This is a genomic window from Aurantibacter sp. (assembly GCF_039941195.1).
Classification (GTDB): Bacteria; Bacteroidota; Bacteroidia; order Flavobacteriales; family Flavobacteriaceae; genus Aurantibacter_A.
In genome coordinates this window covers 14,906-34,492 of sequence record NZ_JBDVFA010000061.1, presented here as the reverse complement: position 1 = coordinate 34,492, position 19,587 = coordinate 14,906, and the positions used below count along the sequence as shown (strand labels likewise).

Annotated in this window: 16 protein-coding genes; 9 read left to right on the top strand and 7 right to left on the bottom strand. The window is 33.2% G+C overall.

From position 1 onward, the window contains the following. Positions 1–27: 27 nt before the first annotated feature. Positions 28–1,491 carry a circularly permuted type 2 ATP-grasp protein gene (locus ABJF52_RS10230; RefSeq protein WP_348149687.1) on the bottom strand — a complete coding sequence of 488 codons (1,464 nt, stop codon included), beginning with the start codon at positions 1,489–1,491 and terminating at the stop codon, positions 28–30. A 209-nt stretch (positions 1,492–1,700) separates the two neighbouring features. On the opposite strand from ABJF52_RS10230, the gene ABJF52_RS10225 reads away from it, so the two are divergent. Continuing rightward, positions 1,701–2,723 (top strand): GntG family PLP-dependent aldolase, encoded by a 1,023-nt coding sequence (locus tag ABJF52_RS10225; protein WP_348149685.1) that lies wholly within the window; start codon positions 1,701–1,703, stop codon positions 2,721–2,723. On the opposite strand, the gene ABJF52_RS10220 is transcribed toward ABJF52_RS10225, so the two are convergent. Further along, a complete protein-coding gene (locus tag ABJF52_RS10220) occupies positions 2,724–3,032 on the bottom strand; it encodes a YegP family protein (protein ID WP_348149683.1) in 309 nt (102 codons plus the stop codon). Positions 3,033–3,218: 186 nt separating this feature from the next. On the opposite strand from ABJF52_RS10220, the gene ABJF52_RS10215 reads away from it, so the two are divergent. Continuing rightward, positions 3,219–4,319: an OmpA family protein gene (locus ABJF52_RS10215; RefSeq protein ID WP_348149681.1), complete on the top strand. Its 1,101-nt coding sequence runs from the start codon at positions 3,219–3,221 to the stop codon at positions 4,317–4,319. Between the two features lie 73 nt (positions 4,320–4,392). Here the strand turns inward: ABJF52_RS10215 and ABJF52_RS10210 are convergent, their stop codons facing one another. Further along, positions 4,393–4,845: a thioredoxin family protein gene (locus ABJF52_RS10210; protein ID WP_348149679.1), complete on the bottom strand. Its 453-nt coding sequence runs from the start codon at positions 4,843–4,845 to the stop codon at positions 4,393–4,395. A 60-nt stretch (positions 4,846–4,905) separates the two neighbouring features. Continuing rightward, the gene (locus ABJF52_RS10205) at positions 4,906–5,232 is read right to left on the bottom strand and encodes a YbaB/EbfC family nucleoid-associated protein (RefSeq protein WP_348149677.1); all 327 of its coding nucleotides are present in this window, start codon (positions 5,230–5,232) and stop codon (positions 4,906–4,908) included. Between the two features lie 56 nt (positions 5,233–5,288). Between ABJF52_RS10205 and ABJF52_RS10200 the strand changes: the two genes are divergently transcribed. The 3 genes from ABJF52_RS10200 to ABJF52_RS10190 all read left to right on the top strand — a co-directional run bounded on the left by ABJF52_RS10200 (position 5,289) and on the right by ABJF52_RS10190 (position 10,051). Next, positions 5,289–7,427 carry a S9 family peptidase gene (locus ABJF52_RS10200; RefSeq protein WP_348149675.1) on the top strand — a complete coding sequence of 713 codons (2,139 nt, stop codon included), beginning with the start codon at positions 5,289–5,291 and terminating at the stop codon, positions 7,425–7,427. A gap of 83 nt (positions 7,428–7,510) precedes the next feature. Beyond that, positions 7,511–8,551, top strand: a complete 1,041-nt coding sequence (locus tag ABJF52_RS10195; RefSeq protein WP_348149673.1) for a cysteine synthase family protein — start codon at positions 7,511–7,513, stop codon at positions 8,549–8,551. 240 nt (positions 8,552–8,791) lie between these two features. Then, positions 8,792–10,051 (top strand): aminotransferase class I/II-fold pyridoxal phosphate-dependent enzyme, encoded by a 1,260-nt coding sequence (locus ABJF52_RS10190; RefSeq protein ID WP_348149671.1) that lies wholly within the window; start codon positions 8,792–8,794, stop codon positions 10,049–10,051. A 162-nt stretch (positions 10,052–10,213) separates the two neighbouring features. Here ABJF52_RS10190 and ABJF52_RS10185 read toward each other — a convergent pair whose 3' ends face one another. Then, complete coding sequence (locus ABJF52_RS10185) at positions 10,214–11,338, bottom strand: GTP cyclohydrolase (protein WP_348149669.1); 1,125 nt, start codon at positions 11,336–11,338, stop codon at positions 10,214–10,216. 69 nt (positions 11,339–11,407) lie between these two features. Further along, complete coding sequence (locus tag ABJF52_RS10180) at positions 11,408–12,523, bottom strand: transporter (RefSeq protein ID WP_348149667.1); 1,116 nt, start codon at positions 12,521–12,523, stop codon at positions 11,408–11,410. A gap of 88 nt (positions 12,524–12,611) precedes the next feature. Here ABJF52_RS10180 and ABJF52_RS10175 point away from each other — a divergent pair, with 88 nt between their 5' ends. The 4 genes from ABJF52_RS10175 (at position 12,612) to ABJF52_RS10160 (ending at position 18,147) form a co-directional block, all read left to right on the top strand. After that, positions 12,612–12,893: a DUF4834 family protein gene (locus tag ABJF52_RS10175; RefSeq protein ID WP_348149665.1), complete on the top strand. Its 282-nt coding sequence runs from the start codon at positions 12,612–12,614 to the stop codon at positions 12,891–12,893. A gap of 93 nt (positions 12,894–12,986) precedes the next feature. Further along, positions 12,987–15,422 (top strand): YfhO family protein, encoded by a 2,436-nt coding sequence (locus ABJF52_RS10170; RefSeq protein ID WP_348149663.1) that lies wholly within the window; start codon positions 12,987–12,989, stop codon positions 15,420–15,422. Beyond that, a complete protein-coding gene (locus ABJF52_RS10165; protein ID WP_348149661.1) occupies positions 15,422–16,693 on the top strand; it encodes a glycosyltransferase in 1,272 nt (423 codons plus the stop codon). The genes ABJF52_RS10170 and ABJF52_RS10165 overlap by 1 nt, the downstream gene beginning before the upstream one ends. Beyond that, positions 16,693–18,147 carry an oligosaccharide flippase family protein gene (locus ABJF52_RS10160; protein WP_348149659.1) on the top strand — a complete coding sequence of 485 codons (1,455 nt, stop codon included), beginning with the start codon at positions 16,693–16,695 and terminating at the stop codon, positions 18,145–18,147. Before ABJF52_RS10165 ends, ABJF52_RS10160 begins: the two co-directional genes overlap by 1 nt. A 96-nt stretch (positions 18,148–18,243) precedes the next feature. Here ABJF52_RS10160 and ABJF52_RS10155 read toward each other — a convergent pair whose 3' ends face one another. Beyond that, positions 18,244–19,389: a hypothetical protein gene (locus ABJF52_RS10155; protein WP_348149657.1), complete on the bottom strand. Its 1,146-nt coding sequence runs from the start codon at positions 19,387–19,389 to the stop codon at positions 18,244–18,246. Positions 19,390–19,587: the final 198 nt, after the last annotated feature.

The following is a 19,587-nucleotide window of genomic DNA, read 5'->3' as shown; positions in this document are numbered from 1 at the left end:
AAGGTATCTCTAGTCTTATTTTTATGATTAATTTTTTAACACCCAAGTATCTTTAGACCCGCCACCTTGAGAGGAATTAACTATCAGGTTTCCTTTTTTTAGAGCCACTCGAGTTAACCCTCCTTTTAAAACAAATTCGTTGTCTTTCCCTAGAATGGTAAAAGTCCTTAAATCTACATGTCGTTGTTCGAAAGATTGGCTTTCTTCAATATAAGTTGGATGAACGGATAAGGACATTATAGGTTGAGCAACGTACTTTCTTGGCGATTCCGATACTTGCTTTCTTACGGTTTCAATTTCCTCCGCTGTTAATCTATTACCAATTGAAATACCATAACCACCAGCTTCATCTACTGGCTTAATTACTAATTCATCAATATGCTCTAGTACAAACTCTAACTCATCAGGTCTACTACAATGATACGTGTGTACGTTATTTAATATAGGTTCTTCATTTAAATAATATTTAATTATTTGAGGCATATAAGTGTAAACAGCTTTATCGTCTGCTACTCCTGTTCCTGGAGCATTAGCCAAGGTGACATTACCTTTTTTATACGCCGCAAAAAGTCCAGGGACACCAAGTGCAGAATCCGGTCTAAATTCTAATGGATCAATAAAGGCATCATCTACTCTACGGTATATAATATCAACTTTTATAAGCCCCTTTATTGTCTTCATGTACACAAAATCATTCTCCACAATAAGATCACGACCCTCAACTAATTCCACACCCATAGTTTTGGCCAAATACGAATGTTCATAAAACGCTGAATTGTACATGCCCGGTGTTAATACAACCGTGACGGGAATGTCAATTCCTTTTGGTTTAGCAGTCTCTAAAAGGTCTAAGAGATTTTCAGCATAATTGGTGACGGAGTAGGTCTGATAATGATTAAAAACGCCGAATAACGCTCTTTTTAAAGCGGTTCTATTACTTATCACATAACTTACTCCTGACGGACACCTTATATTATCTTCAAGCACATAATAATTACCATCATTATGCTTAATGATATCTGTGCCAGAAATGTGGTTGTAAATGCCTCCTGGTGGGTCAATACCAACCATTTGATCTAAATAGTTGTCAGAAGAAATAATCAAATCTAAGGGTACAATGCCTTCTTTAATAATGTTTTTATCGTGGTATATATCCCAAAGAAATAAGTTTAACGCTTTACTTCTTTGTATGGCTCCTTTCTCAATTATTTCCCATTCATCTGGATCAATTATTCGAGGGAATAAATCAAAAGGGAATATCTTTTCTTGAGTCTCTTTTTTGCCATAGACTTGAAAAGTTATTCCCTGATTAAAAAAAGAGGATTTCGCTTTTGTATTCAAATTCACATAATCTTCTATCGAGTGTTCTCCGTAAAGTTCGAAAAGCTTTTTATAAACCTTTTTTATTTCCCCCTGTTTTTTATAGATTTCATCATACAAATCTGGGTTTCTTTCATAAGAAGAAAAAATTTGATTTTCTACAGTGCCCATGCGTTTTTATTTTTCTTTAAGGTAATGGTTTTTTGCTTTTTTTATGTTATTAATTCGCTAATAATAATTATGCGTTTTAACAATTCTAATAAAAATTAGTATCATTTATTAACAAATAAATTTTTAAAATAAGATTTGAAATACATGTATTGGACATATTTCATTCTATTTTATTAAAATTGCTGTTTAAATCGAAAATAGGACCTACATTGGAAATAAATCTTATAAGTGATACTGTTACAAAACCATCCTCAGAGATGCTGGATGCTATGATGACTGCAAAAATTGGGGATGATGTTTTCAAAGCTGACCCAACCGTAAATGCATTGGAATATAAGGTAGCGGAAATGTTTGGGAAAGAAGCAGCATTGTTCTTTCCTTCAGGTACAATGGCCAACCAAACTGCTATAAAATTACATACGAATCCTGGTGATCAATTAATATGTGATAAATATGCACATGTTTATAATTATGAAGGTGGTGGAATTAGTTTTAACAGCGGTGTATCATGTAAGTTGGTTGATGGTCATCGAGGGATGATGACTTTTGACCAAGTAGCAGCTGCAATTAATCCTCCCGATTTTTATCATAGCCCTTTAACTTCATTGGTTTGCATAGAAAACACTACAAATAAAGGGGGAGGAGCATGCTGGAATTTTGAAGAATTAAAAAGGATTAAAGAAGTATGTGATCAAAATGGATTGTCATACCATTTAGATGGTGCACGTTTGTGGAATGCTTTGGTAGCCCAAAATGAAACTCCAGAAAAGTACGGAAATCTTTTTGATTCTATTAGTGTGTGTTTAAGCAAGGGATTAGGTTGTCCGGTAGGATCAGTTTTGGTAGGTAGTTCAGAATTTATAAATAAAGCCTTGCGTATTCGTAAAATTCTAGGAGGAGGAATGCGGCAAGCTGGATTTTTAGCAGCTGCAGGAATATTTGCATTGGACAATAATATAAATAGATTAGTAGAGGATCATCGGAGAGCTAAAGAAATTGGAGAACTTTTGGCGAACTTAACCTTTGTTAAAAAAGTAGAGCCTATAGAAACGAACATTGTAATATTTGAAGTTGACCATGAAATAATTAGCGAGGCGGCATTCCTTGATAAACTAAATAGGCTAAATATTAATATTATTGGAATGGGACAAGGGAAACTTCGGATGGTTACGCATTTGGATTATACACAAAAAATGCATGAAAAATTCTTAAATATTTTAACTAATATGTAATTATGATTTTAATGAAGCTAAAGTGATTTTTAGATTTTTTATGCCATTCTGCATGCCTGCTTCGGAATTATATAACTGACTTGTTCCAACTAACCTACCAGAGGAATCTTTTACATTAAATAAGAATTTACCACTATTATTGGTTTTCCTTTCAAAAGTGAATTGTGTGATTGGACTATTTGTTAACGCGTTGATTATATGTGTAACTTCTTCTTTGGTAGAAAATACCATACTTTCCATTAATGCTTCTTCGCTTTCAGCCTGAATTTTAAAGGTGTAGCCTGACTCGATTTTATCTAGTACTATCATAAGTCATACGTTCTTTTAGTAAAAATACAATTTTTTATATCGCTCTATTATTATGTCATTTTGGTTATGGCAAAATTATGGGTGAAAATAATATGTTATTATGATCAAATAACATCTTAAAAAAATTAACATTTTGCTAAAAAATGCCTATTTTTGCTGTACCATTAATTATAAACATAAATTAAAATGAAGAAAGTGTTATTTTTTCTTGCAGTATTTGCAGGAGCGATTAGTTATGCTCAGGATTTGCCACAAAATCCAGAGCCAGGTAAATGTTATGTGCGTTGTACTACCCCTGATGTTTACGTAAATGAGACGGTTACCTTAACTGTTAAACCAGGTTATAAGGTTTTAAAAACAGTACCTGCTACCTTTAAAACAGTTACTGAGAGAGTTTTAATAAAAGAAGAAGGTAAGAAATTAACAGTAGTACCCGCAAAATGGGGTAAAGAAACTGTTACTTATGTAGCAAAACAAGGTGGTAATACACTAAAAGTAGTTCCTGCTTCTTTTGCACCAGGATCAGAAACTATTGAAATTAAGCCTGCGTATGCGCAATGGGAATTAGGAGCTTCTGCACCTGATTGTGCTTCTGGTAATCCAGATGATTGTCGTTATTGGTGTTATAAAGGTTATCCTGCTGAATTTACTACTATTGATACGCAAGTATTATCTAATGATGCTTCTACAAATAGTACTCCAATAGGTTCTAAAGATGCATCTTATACTAAAACTGTAATGTTAGAGCCGGCGAAAGTAGTTGAAGAGATTATTCCTGCCGAATATGCTGAGATTACTAAAACGGTATTAGATAGAGATGCTCAAACCGTTGAAGACATAATCCCTCCAGTTACTAAAACGGTAACTAAAGAGGTGTTGAAGGAAAAAGGTGGATTAACAACATGGAAAGAAGTTGAATGTTCTTTAGTGGAATACCAAGCCTTACCAATTAATTGGAATTTAGGAAGTGCAACTTTAACTTCTCAAGCTAAAAGTATAATTGATACTAGATTGATGCCAGTATTGTCTCAAAACCCAGGGGTTAAATTAGAGATTGCATCTCATACTGATGTTAGAGGTACTGCTTCTTCAAATAAAGATTTATCTGAAAGAAGAGCGAAAGCTGTAGCAGATTATTTAATTACTAAAGGAATTAATTCTAGTCTTTTAGTAGCGAATGGTTACGGTGAAACTAAAGTGAAAAATAGATGTAAAGAAGGTGTTTCTTGTACTGAGAGAGAGCACTCTGCAAATAGAAGAACTGAATTTAGATTGATAAACAACTAAGTTAAGATCTTAATAAAATCTATAAAAAAAGGGCTTTCAATTTTGAAGGCCCTTTTTAATTTAAAATAAGTCATTATGTATTTTTCCTTAGAAACTCTAGATGATAACTAATTTCTCCATTCATATTATATCCAGAATAGTCATCTAATACCTTTTCGTTAGAATTCAATATTTTAAATAAAGGAAATACGCCTTTTTTATTCAATTTTTTAAGAAGTTCTTTATTTTTTTGTAGTTGCTTTGGACCAATTACATCAACACTTCTAGGAATATCAACATATAACATCACATAAGATTCAGTAAAATCCTGAAACTCCTTTTTAGCGAACAAGTCTTTTTTAAGCATTTTGCAAGGACCACACCAATCACTACCCGTAAAATAAACCAAAAGATGTTTGTTCTCTTTTTTAGCTTGTTTAAGGGCTATGTTATAATCAGTTTGCCAATTGGAAAAAACTACAGCCTCACTTTCTAGCTGTCCATAAGACAAAAGCGGCATTAAAAATAGTATAACTGCGTATTTCATATTATCATATTGCTAATTAGGTTGGTTCATTATAATGAATCGCAAATAACTTGCCAAAGTCTATTTTAAAAACGAATCCATTCCTGGAATATTGGGCATGCCTTCTTTGGCTACAGCACCTAATTCAGCTTCATTAACTTCAGTTGCACGCTCGATAGCCTTGTTTAAAGTAAGTACCAGATAATCTTCTAATTGTTCTTTATCTTCTAGAAGGCTATTGTCTATAGTTATGTTTTTTATACTTCTATTAGCATTAATCGTAACTTTTAGTAAATTATCTGAAGAAGATTCATCTAATAAAACATGATTTAATCTTTCCTTGGTAGCCTTTACTTTTTCTTGGGTTTCTTTTAATTTACCCATCATTCCCATTATATCTCCAAACATAATATGTGTTTATTTTTCATTCAAAATTACTAAATTCATTCTTAAATAGGATTTTCATGATACACTTAGAAAAAAGAGCATTGTTTTGTCTGTTTAGTATTACTTTTGCGCTCTCTTGTCAAAATCAGAAAAATACAATGGTAAAAATTGATGCCCCTCATGCTAAAAAAGTCGGAAAAGAACTAGAAAAACATGGAGATGTTCGTATTGATAATTATTATTGGATGAACGATCGTGAGGACGCTGAAGTTATATCGTATTTAGATGCAGAAAATAAGTATTATAATGATTTAACAGCGCATACCAAAGATTTTCAAGACAGTCTTTTTTCTGAAATGAAATCTCGAATAAAGGAAGATGATTCTTCTGTGCCCTATAAACAAAATGGTTATTGGTATTTAAGAAGATTTGAAACAGGTAAAGAATATCCAATTTATTCTAGAAAAAAAGAAAGTGAAAGTGCTCCTGAGGAAGTAATGTTTGATGGTAATCAAATGGCTAAAGACCATGAATACTTTCAATTAGGTGGCATTAGCGTAAGTCCAAATAATACCTTGGCCTCATTTGCAGTAGATACGGTATCAAGACGCCAGTACTATATCCAAATTAAAAACTTAAAAACAGGAGAGGTTTATAGTGATAAAATAGAAAACACCACGGGTGGTTCGGTATGGGCTGATGATAACAAAACTTTGTTTTATACTAAAAAGGACCCCGTAACTTTGAGGTCTGATAAAGTTTATAAGCATATACTAGGCACTCCTGCATCAGAAGATGAGTTGATTTTTCATGAAAAAGACGAAACTTTTTACGCTTTTGTCTATAAATCAAAATCCAAAAAATATTTAATAATTGGCTCTACTAGCACCTTAACTTCAGAATATCAAATTTTAAAAGCCGATAACCCCAATGGTAAATTTAAAATGTTTAACCCTAGAGAAAGGGGAGTGGAATATGGAATTTATCATTACGCTGATAAATTCTATGTGCATACAAATAAAGATGGTGCTACCAATTTTAAAATGATGGTGACTGATGAAAATAATACAGAATCTAAGCACTGGCAAGAATTTATTCCACATAACGAGAATGTTCTCATTGAAGATATTGACATTTTTAAAGATTATTATGTGATTTCGGAGCGCGAAAATGGATTAAATAAATTGAAAATTATCCGTTGGGATGGATTCGACAATTATTTTCTTCCTTTTGACAATGAGACCTATACGGCATACACAAGTACAAATGTAGATTTTGACACCAAAATATTGCGTTATGGTTATAATTCGATGACTTCTCCTAGTTCCATTATTGATTTTAATATGGAAACTAAAGAAAAGACCATTAAAAAGGAGCAGGAAGTTTTAGGAGGAAAATTTTCAAAAGAAAATTATAAATCGAAACGTGTATGGGCCACCGCTGCTGATGGCATAAAAGTTCCTATATCCATGGTTTACCATAAAGACACAAAACTTGATGGAAGTAGTCCGTTATTACAATATGCCTACGGTTCATATGGAAATACAATTGACCCTTATTTTTCTTCAGTGCGTTTAAGTCTTTTGGATCGCGGCTTTATTTATGCTATTGCTCATATTCGTGGCGGGCAATATTTAGGACGTGAATGGTACGAAACAGGTAAAATGTTTCAAAAGAGAAATACTTTTACAGATTTTATTGATTGTTCAAAGTTTTTAATACAAGAAAAATATACCAGTTCAGAACATTTATATGCCTCTGGTGGTTCTGCTGGTGGTTTGTTAATGGGGGCAATTGTTAATATGGCACCTGAATTGTATAATGGAGTAATTGCGGCTGTACCATTTGTAGACGTTGTTACGACTATGTTAGACGATTCTATTCCTTTAACTACTGGGGAGTACGATGAATGGGGGAACCCTAATAATAAAGATTCATATGATTATATGAAATCATATTCTCCTTATGATAATGTCGTTAAACAAGAGTATCCAAATATGTACGTTAGTACTGGTTTACACGACTCTCAAGTGCAATATTGGGAGCCTGCAAAATGGGTGGCAAAATTAAGAGAGTATAAAACAGATGATAATTTATTGTTTTTAGATACGAATATGGAAGCAGGTCATGGTGGTGCATCCGGACGTTTTGAAGCCCTAAAAGAGGTGGCCAAAGAGTATGCTTTTATAATAGATCTAGAGGGAAAAATGGACTAAATCGGAAAAAATCCGTAATTTTGCTTTTGGAACAATACAAAATGAACGTTTATGTTACGTTCCCCTAACCAAGATTAACCTTTATGGAAAATCAAATTAATGCGCATAACAGTATCCTAGAATTAATAGGAAACACCCCAATTGTTAAGCTTAACAAGATTACTTCAGAGTTTAATGGTAACTTTTATGCAAAAGTTGAAGCCTTCAATCCAGGCCATTCTTCAAAAGATAGAGTAGCTACTTATATCATTGAAGAAGCCGAACGAAAAGGAATTCTTACAGAAGGAAGTACAATAATCGAAACTACATCAGGAAATACAGGCTTTAGTATTGCTATGGTTAGCATTATTAAAGGATACAAATGTATTTTAGCCGTTAGTTCTAAGTCATCACCCGACAAAATTGACATGCTGAAAAGTATGGGAGCTGAGGTCTATATATGTCCAGCTCATGTAAGCGCTGATGATCCTCGATCGTACTATGAAGTTGCTAAAAGATTGCATGAAGAGACTGAGAATAGTATTTATATTAATCAATATTTCAATGAATTGAATATTGAGGCTCACTACAATAATACAGGTCCAGAAATTTGGAAACAAACTAATGGAAACATTACGCATTTAGTCGCTTGTAGTGGTACTGGAGGTACTATTTCTGGAATTGGCAGGTATTTGAAAGAGCAAAATCCTGATATTAAAATTTTAGGTGTAGATGCTTTTGGTTCTGTACTTCAAAAATACCATCAAACAGGTAAATTTGATCAAAACGAAATTTATCCATACCGTATAGAAGGGCTAGGTAAAAATTTGATTCCGGCTGCTACAGACTTTAAAGTAATTGATAAGTTTATGAAAGTTAGCGATGAGGAAAGCGCACATACTGCTAGAGAAATTGCTAAAACTGAAGGAATGTTTGTTGGCTATACAAGTGGAGCAGCTTTACAAGCTGTAAAACAATATGCTAATGATGGTGAGTTTGATGAAAACAGTAATGTAATTGTAATGTTCCCTGATCATGGTTCTAGATATATGAGTAAAATATATAGCGATGATTGGATGAGCAATCAAGGTTTTTTCGACACAGAAAATGTGGAAGAAAAACAACAAATTCAAACAATAAAATAAATAAGATTATAATAGAATATACAAGCAACGACATTTGTCGTTGCTTTTTCGATTTATATGGTTTTTTAGGTTCGAATGTATATCCTAAATTAGCAAGGACTAGGGTTATTTTTATTGATAAAATAACAATACGATTAACATAGGTAGTAGTTTATAAGTGTTGTAGATTTTCTATAACATAAAACACGTTCAAGTAAAAAAATCCATATTTTTGCAGTGTAATCAAACGCAGAAAGCTAGATGAGAGACATATTTGATAGAATTATTGAAAATAAGGGCCCTTTAGGTAAATGGGCTTCGCAAGCCGAAGGTTATTTTGTTTTTCCGAAATTGGAAGGTCCTATTTCAAATCGAATGAAATTTCAAGGTAAAGATGTAATAACTTGGAGTATTAATGATTACTTGGGGTTAGCTAATTTACCGGAAATCAAAAAAGTTGACGGTGAGGCTGCTGCGGAATATGGTTCGGCTTACCCAATGGGTGCACGAATGATGAGTGGTCATACTGATTTTCATGAGCAATTGGAGCAGGAATGTGCAGCTTTTGTGCAAAAAGAATCTGCTTACTTAGTAAACTTTGGATATCAAGGAATAATGTCTGCAATTGATGCATTGGTTGCTAAAGATGATATTATTGTTTACGATGTTGACTGTCATGCATGTATTATAGATGGTGTACGGTTACATATGGGTAAACGTTTTACTTTTAAGCATAACGATATCGAAAGCTTAGAAGTGAATTTAGAAAGAGCTACTAAGATGGCTGAACATACTGGAGGTGGTATTCTAGTTATCTCTGAAGGTGTTTTTGGTATGAGAGGTCAACAGGGTAAATTGAAAGAAATAGTTGCCTTAAAGAAAAAATATAACTTTAGATTATTAGTAGACGATGCTCACGGTTTTGGTACATTGGGTAAAACTGGTGCTGGTGCAGGTGAGGAGCAAGGTGTGCAAGACGATATTGATGTGTACTTTGCAACTTTTGCAAAATCCATGGCAAGTATTGGAGCATTTTTAGCTGCAGATAAAGAAATAATTGATTATTTAAAGTATAATTTACGATCGCAAATGTTCGCAAAATCACTGCCAATGGTGTATGTAAAAGGGGCATTAAAACGTTTGGATATGTTACGTACTCAACCAGAGCTTAAAGCAAAACTTTGGGAGAATGTGAACGCTTTACAGAATGGTTTAAAAGAACGTGGATTTGATATTGGTACTACAACTAGTTGTGTTACACCGGTTTACTTAAACGGAAGTATTCCTGAGGCCATGGCTTTGGTAAAAGACTTGAGAGAAAATTACGGAATATTCTGTTCTATAGTTGTTTATCCTGTAATACCTAAAGGATTAATTTTACTTCGTATGATTCCAACGGCTACCCATACTATGGATGATATTTCTGAAACCTTAGAAGCATTTTCAGCAATTAGAGAACGTTTGGAAAACGGAACTTATAAAAGACTTTCAGCGGCTGTAGCAGCTGCTATGGGCGAATAAAAAAATCGCTTTGTTCAAAAGATAATTTTAAAACCAGAATCCGATTTACAATATACTAAATCGGATTTTGTTTTTTTAAGTAGTATTGTCGAACTACTTAAGGAGTGCTCAATATTTATCTAGGACAAGATAGTATTACTTTTATTCTTCTTGAATTAAGAATTACTCACCTAAACTCTTTTTATAAGTACAACGTCTCTTATAGATTTTAGGTTCAAAGTGTTTCCACATTTGCCGAATGGCAATATTGTCTTCTAATTCGGGAGTACGATAACACATTTCAATTTTTTTATCATTGAAAGTTTTATAGTACTCATTAAAAATGATTGCAGTAACCCCTTTATTTTGATATTCTGGGTGTATACCAATTAAATAAAATAAAACGTCTCTATTTTTCTTTTTAGCTCGTAAAAGATGAAAAATTCCGAATGGAAAAAGTCTTCCCTTTGCTTTTTGTAAAGCTTCTGAGAATGAAGGCATTACAATTGAAAATGCGATTAATTTATCATCCTTGTCAACAATAAACTTGATATACTCTGGATTAATAAAACTAATGTATTTCTTTTTAAAATATGCTTTTTGTATTTCAGTTATAGGTACGAATGAGGACAGTTTGGAATATGTTTCGTTGAAAAGGTCGAACATTTTGTCCGTCATAGGTAAGACATCCTTCGTGTCTGTAAAGTTTATTTCTCGCAGACCATACCTACGTTTTACCAAACTATTTAGCTTTGTGAATAGCGCAGGATCAGCATTCGAAGCGGGAAATTTATTCTCAACATATTTTTTTGCTACTTCAAAACCTAACCTTTCATAATGAGCAACGTAGTATGCATGATTGTACCAAGTAATCATACTTCCAATATGGTCAAAACCTTCAGTTAAAACACCTACTTTATCTAAATTTGAGAAACCTACGGGACCTTCAATAAAGTCTAATTGATGTTCTTTACCTATTTCGGCAACTTTTTGTAATAGTGCCTCAGAAACTTCTACATCATCAATAAAATCGAACCAACCAAAACGCATTTTTCTTACTTTTTGGTCGTTTACTTCAAGCCAATTGATGATTGCCACAATTCTTCCGGCAATTTTGTTATTTTTATAGGCTAGAAAAAAACGAGCTTCAGCGTTTTTAAATGCGGGGTTTTTATCCTTATTAAAAGTTTCAAGTTCATCAGCAATAATCGGTGGAACCCAATATTTAGAGTCTTTGTAAAGCTTAAAAGGAAACTTTACAAAGCTCTTGAATTCCGATTTTGAAGAGACTTCAACAAGGTTGACCATAGTTGTTTTTTCTATAGTCAATATTAGGTATAAATGCGGTTAGAATAAAATTTGAAACTTAAATCAATGTTAAAAATCTATAGCACCGTTATCTTCTTTTTTACTCTTTTTCTTTTTCTTATCTGCTTTTTTCTTTTCGCGCAGTTGTTTTTTTGTGGGACCTAAGTCAATATCTTCTGCTCCAGAGCCATTTGCAGCATTTTTAGCTTTTTTCTTTTCTTCGCGGCTTTTCTTTTTCATGCTATTCTTCTTAATCTCCCCACCGTTTTCATTAGCCTTTTGATCTTCTATTGCTTTTAAATCATCTTTGTGAAAATCAAAACGATAAGAAGCGCCTGCACTCATAAAAATTCTTGATGGAGTATTTTTGAAACTAGCACCAAGGTTTACGTCTACTTGTAGCTTCTCGGACAGTAAATGAACGACACCACCACGTATGAGCAAATCTGCATATCGATCACTATCAAAACCTTGATGTTCTACAAATGTGCTCCATTTAGGGTTTCTAAAGGCATAGGAAATTGATACTGCATAATTGATTTCCGGGAAATCAGTTCCTATTCGATCATAAGCGATGTTTGAAATTAGCACGAAACGAGGGGTTAACCTACTTTGCGTAGCTAACATTACTCTAGGCGAAACCGTAGGGTCACCTACATAAAATGGGTTGTCACCGAATAATATGTTGGCCCCCGCATATAATGATACTGACGGAATTAAATTAGCAAGTTGAAAAACATAATTTTTACGCCAGCTATATAAATTCGGTTTATTTCGTAAAGGTGATTTGTAACGATCATAAATTAAAAACTTAAGACCAATACGGTTTCGATAGAAGTTTGTTCGGTTTTCTGTTGTACCAAAATTGGCAAAAGTGATGTTCTGATTCTGAAAAGTTCCTTCCCAATTAATCTCTAATTGTTCGAATAAAAGGCCATATCTAAGCGCATAGTCTAATCCCCAAATTCCAGATTGGGTATTTAATAATGCATGATCCTGTTGCTCAAAAATTGCTCCACCTTCTAATTGAATAACGTTTTTACCCACTGCATACGCACTTACAGCTTTCCCTGGTCTGTTAGAATTAATTACATCTGTATATTGTGAAATACCTAAAAAAGGGATTGAAAATACTAGTAAAATTAATGCTTGATTAAACTTTTCTAAACGAAAAAGGTACCTCATAAACAGCTACTTTATTAAACTTTTAAGACAATTACTCATATTATACAACGCTAGAATCGTATTTTTGATATATATAGATTGAATAAAAATGGTATTACTAAAAACTATATTAATTATTCTTTTGGTGTATTACGGGCTAAAGATTATAGCGAAGTGGTATGGACCAAAATTGTTTAATTATGCTGCTAAAAAGACAGAAGAAAAATTTAAAGAGCAATTTGGTGATTTTAGCAACCAAGCAAGTGGCTTTGGTCAACAACAGCAAGAGGAAGAGCAAATAGGCGATATTTCGATAAAAAAGAATCGTGCTGGTAAAAAATCTACAAAAGAACCAGTGGGGGAGTATATTGAGTTTGAAGAGTTGGACTAAAAACTGTATACTTTGTTTTGAATGCTTCTTATTTAAAATATTCCGTCAAAGAATAGTATCTATTTGTAAATTTGCGGGAATCAACATAATTCCATGCAAATTACTTTAAAATCCTTTTTAATACATTTTTTTGTTATTGTACTTTTTGTCGTTGCGGCATTAGCATATTTTAGCCCTGTATTACAAGGGAAAGTAATAGAACAATCAGATATTATTCAGTACACTGGCATGGCCAAGGAACAGAATGATTTCAGAAAACTTACAGGTGAAGAACCTTATTGGACCAACAGCGCATTTGGTGGTATGCCTACCTATCAATTAGGTGCTAATTATCCACATAATTACGTTAAAAAATTAGACAAGGTTATCCGATTTTTGCCTAGACCTGCAGATTATCTTTTCTTATACTTTTTAGGTTTTTACATATTGCTTTGTTGTTTAAAAGTCGATTTTCGATTGGCTGCTTTAGGTGCCCTGGCATTTGGCTTCTCTACTTATCTTATAATTATTTTGGGAGTAGGTCATAATGCTAAAGCGCATGCCATTGGTTATTTACCAATGTTGCTCGGTGGTATTGTTTTAGTTTTTAGAAAAGAGTACCTCTGGGGGTTTGTTTTAGCAGCTTTAGCAATGGCATTAGAAATAGGGGCAAACCACTATCAAATGACCTATTATTTTATGTTGTTGGTATTGATCTTAGGCGTGGCTTATTTAGTCGATGCTATTAGAAAGAAAAAACTCAAACATTATTTTATTTCAGTAGGAATTCTTTTAGGTGCAGTGCTTTTAGGAATTGCAGCCAATGCTACGGGATTATTAGCAACTAAGGAATATGCTGACTGGAGTACAAGAGGTAAATCTGAAATTACAATAAACCCCGATGGTACGCCAAAAGAAAATACGGGCGGCCTAGATAAAAATTATATAACGCAATGGAGTTATGGTATTACGGAGTCCCTTAACCTTTTTGTTCCCAGGTTATTTGGTGGAGGGAGTCAAGAAGAACTAGGGGAAGATTCAAAGACCTTTGCATATGTCGTAAGTAAAGAAATTCCAAAAAGTACGGCTTTAGAATACTTTAGCGCGCTACCAATGTATTGGGGTGATCAACCCGGTACTTCTGGTCCAGCTTATATAGGAGCAATTATATTCTTCTTGTTTATTTTAGGTTTAATTTTAGTAAAAGGTAGAGCCAAATGGTGGCTTTTAGGCGGAACCATTATGTCTTTGGTGCTTTCTTGGGGAAAGAATTTTAGTTTACTTACTGATTTAATGATTGATTATTTTCCGTTGTATGATAAATTTAGAGCGGTTTCTTCCATACAAGTAATTCTAGAATTATGTGCACCGATTCTAGCTATTTTGGCCCTTACGGTTTTGTTTAACGACTATATATCGAAAGAACGAAAAATGAAAGCATTAAAACTTTCATTTTATATTACAGCTGGTTTGTGCGTTGCTTTATTTTTAGCAAAAGGGATGTTTGATTTTACTTCTCCTTCCGATGATCGTATGAAAATGACTGGACTGGAAGGACTACCTGATGTATTGCAAGAAGACCGAAAAGCATTATATACTAGCGATTTATTGCGTTCGTTTATTTATGTGTTTTTAGCTGCACTTGCAATTTGGTTTTTTATAAAAGAAAAAATTAAAGAAAATGTTTTTGTAATTGCATTAACAGCATTAATTCTTTTTGATTTGGTAGGAGTAGGGCGCAGGTATGTGGATAACGATGATTTTGTCGCAAAGCGAAAAATGAGCCAGCCATTTCAAGAAACACCATTGCATCAACAGATTTTAAAAGATGAGGGAGTGTACAGAGTTTATAACCCGCGTGAAGGATGGGATTCTGCTAGTACGTCTTATTTTCATCAATCAATTACAGGTTATCATGCAGCGAAACCAGCTGGTATGCAAGACCTGTTTTACTTTTATATATTTAAAGGAAATGTTAGTGTATTAAACATGTTGAATGTTAAATATGTGGTGCAGCAAACAGAAGAGGGTCAGAGTTACCCGGCTGTTAATCCTGATGCAAATGGAAATGCTTGGTTTGTAAAAACATTAAAAGAAGTAGGTAGTGCTAATGAAGAAATTTTAGGGCTGAATGATTTTGATGAAAAAAATGAGGCCATAGTTAATACGGCTAAATTTAATATAATAAATCGTACTAGCTTTCAAACGGACTCTACAACAACTATAACATTAACAGATTACAAGCCCAATCATTTAACCTATAAATCAAATAACCCAAATGCTGGTGTTGCCGTATTTTCTGAAATGTATTATGCGAATGGATGGAATGCATATATAGATGGTAAGCCATCTGATCATTTTAGAGTTAATTATGTGTTACGAGCCTTAAAAGTTCCGGAAGGTCAGCATACTATTGAATTTAAATTTGAACCTACGATTATAAAAGAAGGAAGCCAAATAGCGTTAGCAAGTACGTTGCTTTTTGGACTAGTAGTCATAGGCGGATTGGGATTCTCATTCTGGCGGAATCGTAAAAAAGAAGTAGCATAATGCAAAAAGTCTTGATTGTCTCGTATTATTGGCCACCAGCAGGAGGACCAGGAGTACAGCGATGGTTGAAATTTGTAAAGTATTTACCAGAGTTCAATATAGAACCTATAGTTTATATTCCAGAAAATCCTAATTACCCCATTGAAGATGTTACGCTTGAAAAGGAAGTTCCTCCAGAAATTAGAATTCTTAAACAAAAAATTTCAGAACCTTATAAATTGGCTGGGTTACTTTCATCTAAAAAAACGAAACGTATAAGTTCTGGTGTTATTCAAACGAAGAATCAATCTTTTCTTGAAAAATTTATGCTTTGGGTGCGTGGCAATTTTTTTATACCAGACGCTCGTAAAAATTGGATTGTACCTTCTATTGATTATTTATCCGAAATTATTGCTAAAGAGGATATTAATACTATTATTACGACTGGGCCACCACATAGCATACACTTAATAGGCGATGGGTTAAAACAACAATTCAATATAAAATGGATTACAGATTTTAGAGATCCTTGGACATCCATTGGTTATCATAAAAAATTGAAGCTTACCAAATCATCAGCTAAAAAACATAAGCAATTAGAGCATCAAGTTTTAAATAATGCAGATCATATAATAGTTACTAGTGCAACTACCAAAACTGAATTTGAACAAATTACGAAAAAGCCAATAGCCGTTATTACAAATGGTCATGACACTAAATATTCAGGTGACTCGAATTTAGATTCACAATTTACAATTACACATATTGGCTCGCTATTAACAGGTAGAAACCCTCAGAATCTTTGGAAGGTACTGTCTGATATCGCTCGTGAAAATCCAGTTTTTAGAAAATATTTACAACTGGAATTTTTAGGGGTGGTAAGTCAAGATGTGATGGATAGTTTGCATCGATTTGAACTTGAACCTTATATTAGGCTAAATGGATATGTATCCCATGCATCTGCTATTCGTAAACAAAGAGGTTCGCAAGTTTTACTTTTAATTGAAATAGATTCTGAAGACACTAAAGGTATAATTCCGGGTAAATTATTTGAATACTTGTCTGCCAAGCGCCCTATATTGGCGGTCGGCCCATATAATTGGGAAGTTGCTAATCTTATTAAAGAAACCGAATCGGGTGCTATATTTGACTATAAAGCCAATTCTGAATTAAAAAATGTAATTTTAAAATGGTTTGAAGCGTTTAAAGAAGGGCAACTTACAATTTCATCAAAAAATATAGAAAAGTATAGTCGCCAGTCTTTAACAAAAGAACTTTCGAAATTGCTATAATGGGCATAGTACTTAAACAAACTTTCTTTAATACTATTATTACCTATCTGGGATTTGCGATGGGTGCGGTTAATGCGCTCTTTCTTTATACTAATTTTATTACTGATGAATATTATGGCTTAGTAGGTGTAGTCTTATCTACATCAGCTATACTTATGCCTTTAATGGCTTTTGGTGTTCAGAATACATTGGTTAAATATTATAGTAGCTTCGACAAAAAAGATTCCTTTTTAACCCTAATGGTCTTATTGCCTTTAATTGTTATAATTCCACTTGGACTTTTTGCTTTTTTTGGAAATTCAATAATAGCTGAATTTCTTTCAAAGAAAAATGTGATTGTTAAAGATTACGTATGGCATATCTTTTTTATAGGCTTGTCAATGGCGTATTTTGAAGTCTTTTATGCCTGGGCTAGAGTTCAATTAAAGTCAATTTTTGGCAATTTCATGAAAGAAGTCTTTGTTCGATTGGGCGTTACAATATTGCTTTTTTCTGTTTACTTTAAAATTATTTCGGTTGATGTATTCATGAATGCATTAGTCGGACTCTATTTATTGCGTACATTGATAATGAAGGTTCACGCTTATTTATTAAAAAAGCCAAAATTGGATTTTAATTTTCCTACAAATACGCGTGAAATAGTTATATACAGTGCTTTAATTATACTTGGAGGTTCTGCCGCTGTAATCTTATTGGAGATTGATAAGTTTATGATTAATCAATATATAGAAATTGAGAATGTAGCTTATTACGCCGTAGCCGTGCACATTGCAACTGTAATAATAGCGCCATCTAGAGCTATGCACCAAATAACCTATCCGATGACGGCTGAATTATTAAACGATAATAACTTGGTAGGCTTAAAAGCATTGTACCAAAAAAGTTCACTTACGCTGTACATAGTTGCTGGACTTGTTTTTCTTATGATAATATTAAATTTGAACGATTTGTATCAAATGATTCCATCTGAATATAGAGGTGGCTTTATTGTGGTGCTTTTAATCGGACTTATTAAACTATACGATTCGTTTTTAGGTTGCAATAATGCCATTCTTTTTAATTCAGAATATTACAGAGCTGTTTTGTGGTTAGGAGCATTTTTGGCGGCAATGACAATTTTATTTAATATATGGCTTATTCCGGAGTTTGGAATGGAAGGTGCAGCAATGGCTAGTTTTTTAGCGGTATTTATTTATAATACTTGTAAGTTGGCATATGTGAAAGCTAAATTTAATATGTGGCCATTTACCTTAGAAACTTTCAAAGTTACTGGATTGATTTTGCTGGTGGGAGCTTTGTTCTTTTCGCTTCAATTCAACTTCCATCCATTGGTAAATATTTTATTAAAACTCTTTTTAATGACTACCATGTATGTTGGTATACTATACCGCTTTAAAATATCTGAAGACGTATTTGGTGTATTGCACAAATTTTTAGGTAGAAAAAATAGTTAAGTATTAGTGTAAGTATCATTTAAATAAAACCCCGGTAGAAGAAGCATCTTCTACCGGGGTAAACAACTAACCAACCTAAAAACTATTTTTATTCTTTTATTGTCTTCTTGTACTATTAGATCTTGCACTTGTAGATCTAGAAGTACTTCTTGAAGGTGCTTTACTAACAGTTCTTCTTGCTGTAGTGCTTCTTGTTGCTGTAGAAGTTCTACTTCTTGTCGGAGCTTTACTCACATTTCTCGAATTATTAACTCTTTTTACCGTAGTATTTCTATTAATAGTTCTGTTCGTAGTAGTTCTACTTTGCGGTCTGTTCACCGTTGTACTTCTATTTACAGTTGTACGTTGAGGAGTACGTGTTACTGTTCTTTTAGTTGTAACTGTACTTGTTCTTGGTGATCTTACCGTTGTAGATCTATTTGTGATTTTTCTATTTGTATTAATAGCATCTCTTGTGTTATTACCACGGTTCGCTATCGCTCTATTATTTTTTACTGCATTATTATTATTACGTCTAACAACTGCTGTCTTACTTGAACGAACACTTCTGTTCTGTCTAACAGCTACACGTTTGTCATTTCTATAAACCGATGCTCTCTGCTGTCTTACTTTATTAAATCTATGTTCTCTTCCAATTTTAGCATATGCTCTTCTATGGTTAAACCTGTAAGGGTTAAAGTAGGTATATCTAATTGGATTATACCATCTTCTATAAGGATTAATATGTACCAAACGTAGACTTAATAAAGGTCTTGCAAAGAAAGCATGAAATGGTCTCCAAACATATCTTCTATTATAGCTGTTTATATAACCCGTATGATAATCGTAAAACCCACGGTTGTTATAGAAAACAAACATTCCACCAACATTATTAACCCTTCCATTTCTATAGTTTATATTAATATCACCAATCTGGCTTACACGTCCATAATGATCATAATAGACTGGAATATTCTCTACTTGAATTACTGCTCCATAATCATCATATTGTGCATAAGGACTATAATCATAACCAGAGTTAAAAGTTACATTTCGATTTTGATTACCAATTCTACTATCAATGTAAAAATCAAATTCACCATCGGGATAAACCGAAAAGGTAATTCCATCTTCTACGAATATGAATGAATCGCTATTTCTTAAAGCAGTGTTTTCCACAACCTTGTCTTCTGCTGTTACAGTTGCCATGGTACTTGTAGTACCTAGAATCAAAGCTGTAAATAGGAGTACTAAATTTCTCATGATATAAGGTTTTAATTGTCGAATGCAACTATTTACATTCGGTTAGTATATACCAAACAGCGTGCCAAAAAATACAAACACAACATAAATAATTGATAATCAATTATTTATGTTTGTAAATTTGAAAATGTTTATTATTAAATCGGCTGATGAAACTAAAAGTAGAAGTACTTCTTTTGAATATTTTAACTTATAAAC

What these genes read in the sequence shown, in the direction of transcription:
- ABJF52_RS10230 (WP_348149687.1), bottom strand. Translation starts at nt 1,491, where the DNA reads ATGGGCACTGTAGAAAATCAAATTTTTTCTTCTTATGAAAGAAACCCA.
- ABJF52_RS10220 (WP_348149683.1), bottom strand. Translation starts at nt 3,032, where the DNA reads ATGATAGTACTAGATAAAATCGAGTCAGGCTACACCTTTAAAATTCAG.
- ABJF52_RS10215 (WP_348149681.1), top strand. Translation starts at nt 3,219, where the DNA reads ATGAAGAAAGTGTTATTTTTTCTTGCAGTATTTGCAGGAGCGATTAGT.
- ABJF52_RS10210 (WP_348149679.1), bottom strand. Translation starts at nt 4,845, where the DNA reads ATGAAATACGCAGTTATACTATTTTTAATGCCGCTTTTGTCTTATGGA.
- ABJF52_RS10205 (WP_348149677.1), bottom strand. Translation starts at nt 5,232, where the DNA reads ATGTTTGGAGATATAATGGGAATGATGGGTAAATTAAAAGAAACCCAA.
- ABJF52_RS10200 (WP_348149675.1), top strand. Translation starts at nt 5,289, where the DNA reads ATGATACACTTAGAAAAAAGAGCATTGTTTTGTCTGTTTAGTATTACT.
- ABJF52_RS10195 (WP_348149673.1), top strand. Translation starts at nt 7,511, where the DNA reads ATGGAAAATCAAATTAATGCGCATAACAGTATCCTAGAATTAATAGGA.
- ABJF52_RS10190 (WP_348149671.1), top strand. Translation starts at nt 8,792, where the DNA reads ATGAGAGACATATTTGATAGAATTATTGAAAATAAGGGCCCTTTAGGT.
- ABJF52_RS10185 (WP_348149669.1), bottom strand. Translation starts at nt 11,338, where the DNA reads ATGGTCAACCTTGTTGAAGTCTCTTCAAAATCGGAATTCAAGAGCTTT.
- ABJF52_RS10180 (WP_348149667.1), bottom strand. Translation starts at nt 12,523, where the DNA reads ATGAGGTACCTTTTTCGTTTAGAAAAGTTTAATCAAGCATTAATTTTA.
- ABJF52_RS10175 (WP_348149665.1), top strand. Translation starts at nt 12,612, where the DNA reads ATGGTATTACTAAAAACTATATTAATTATTCTTTTGGTGTATTACGGG.
- ABJF52_RS10170 (WP_348149663.1), top strand. Translation starts at nt 12,987, where the DNA reads ATGCAAATTACTTTAAAATCCTTTTTAATACATTTTTTTGTTATTGTA.
- ABJF52_RS10165 (WP_348149661.1), top strand. Translation starts at nt 15,422, where the DNA reads ATGCAAAAAGTCTTGATTGTCTCGTATTATTGGCCACCAGCAGGAGGA.
- ABJF52_RS10160 (WP_348149659.1), top strand. Translation starts at nt 16,693, where the DNA reads ATGGGCATAGTACTTAAACAAACTTTCTTTAATACTATTATTACCTAT.
- ABJF52_RS10155 (WP_348149657.1), bottom strand. Translation starts at nt 19,389, where the DNA reads ATGAGAAATTTAGTACTCCTATTTACAGCTTTGATTCTAGGTACTACA.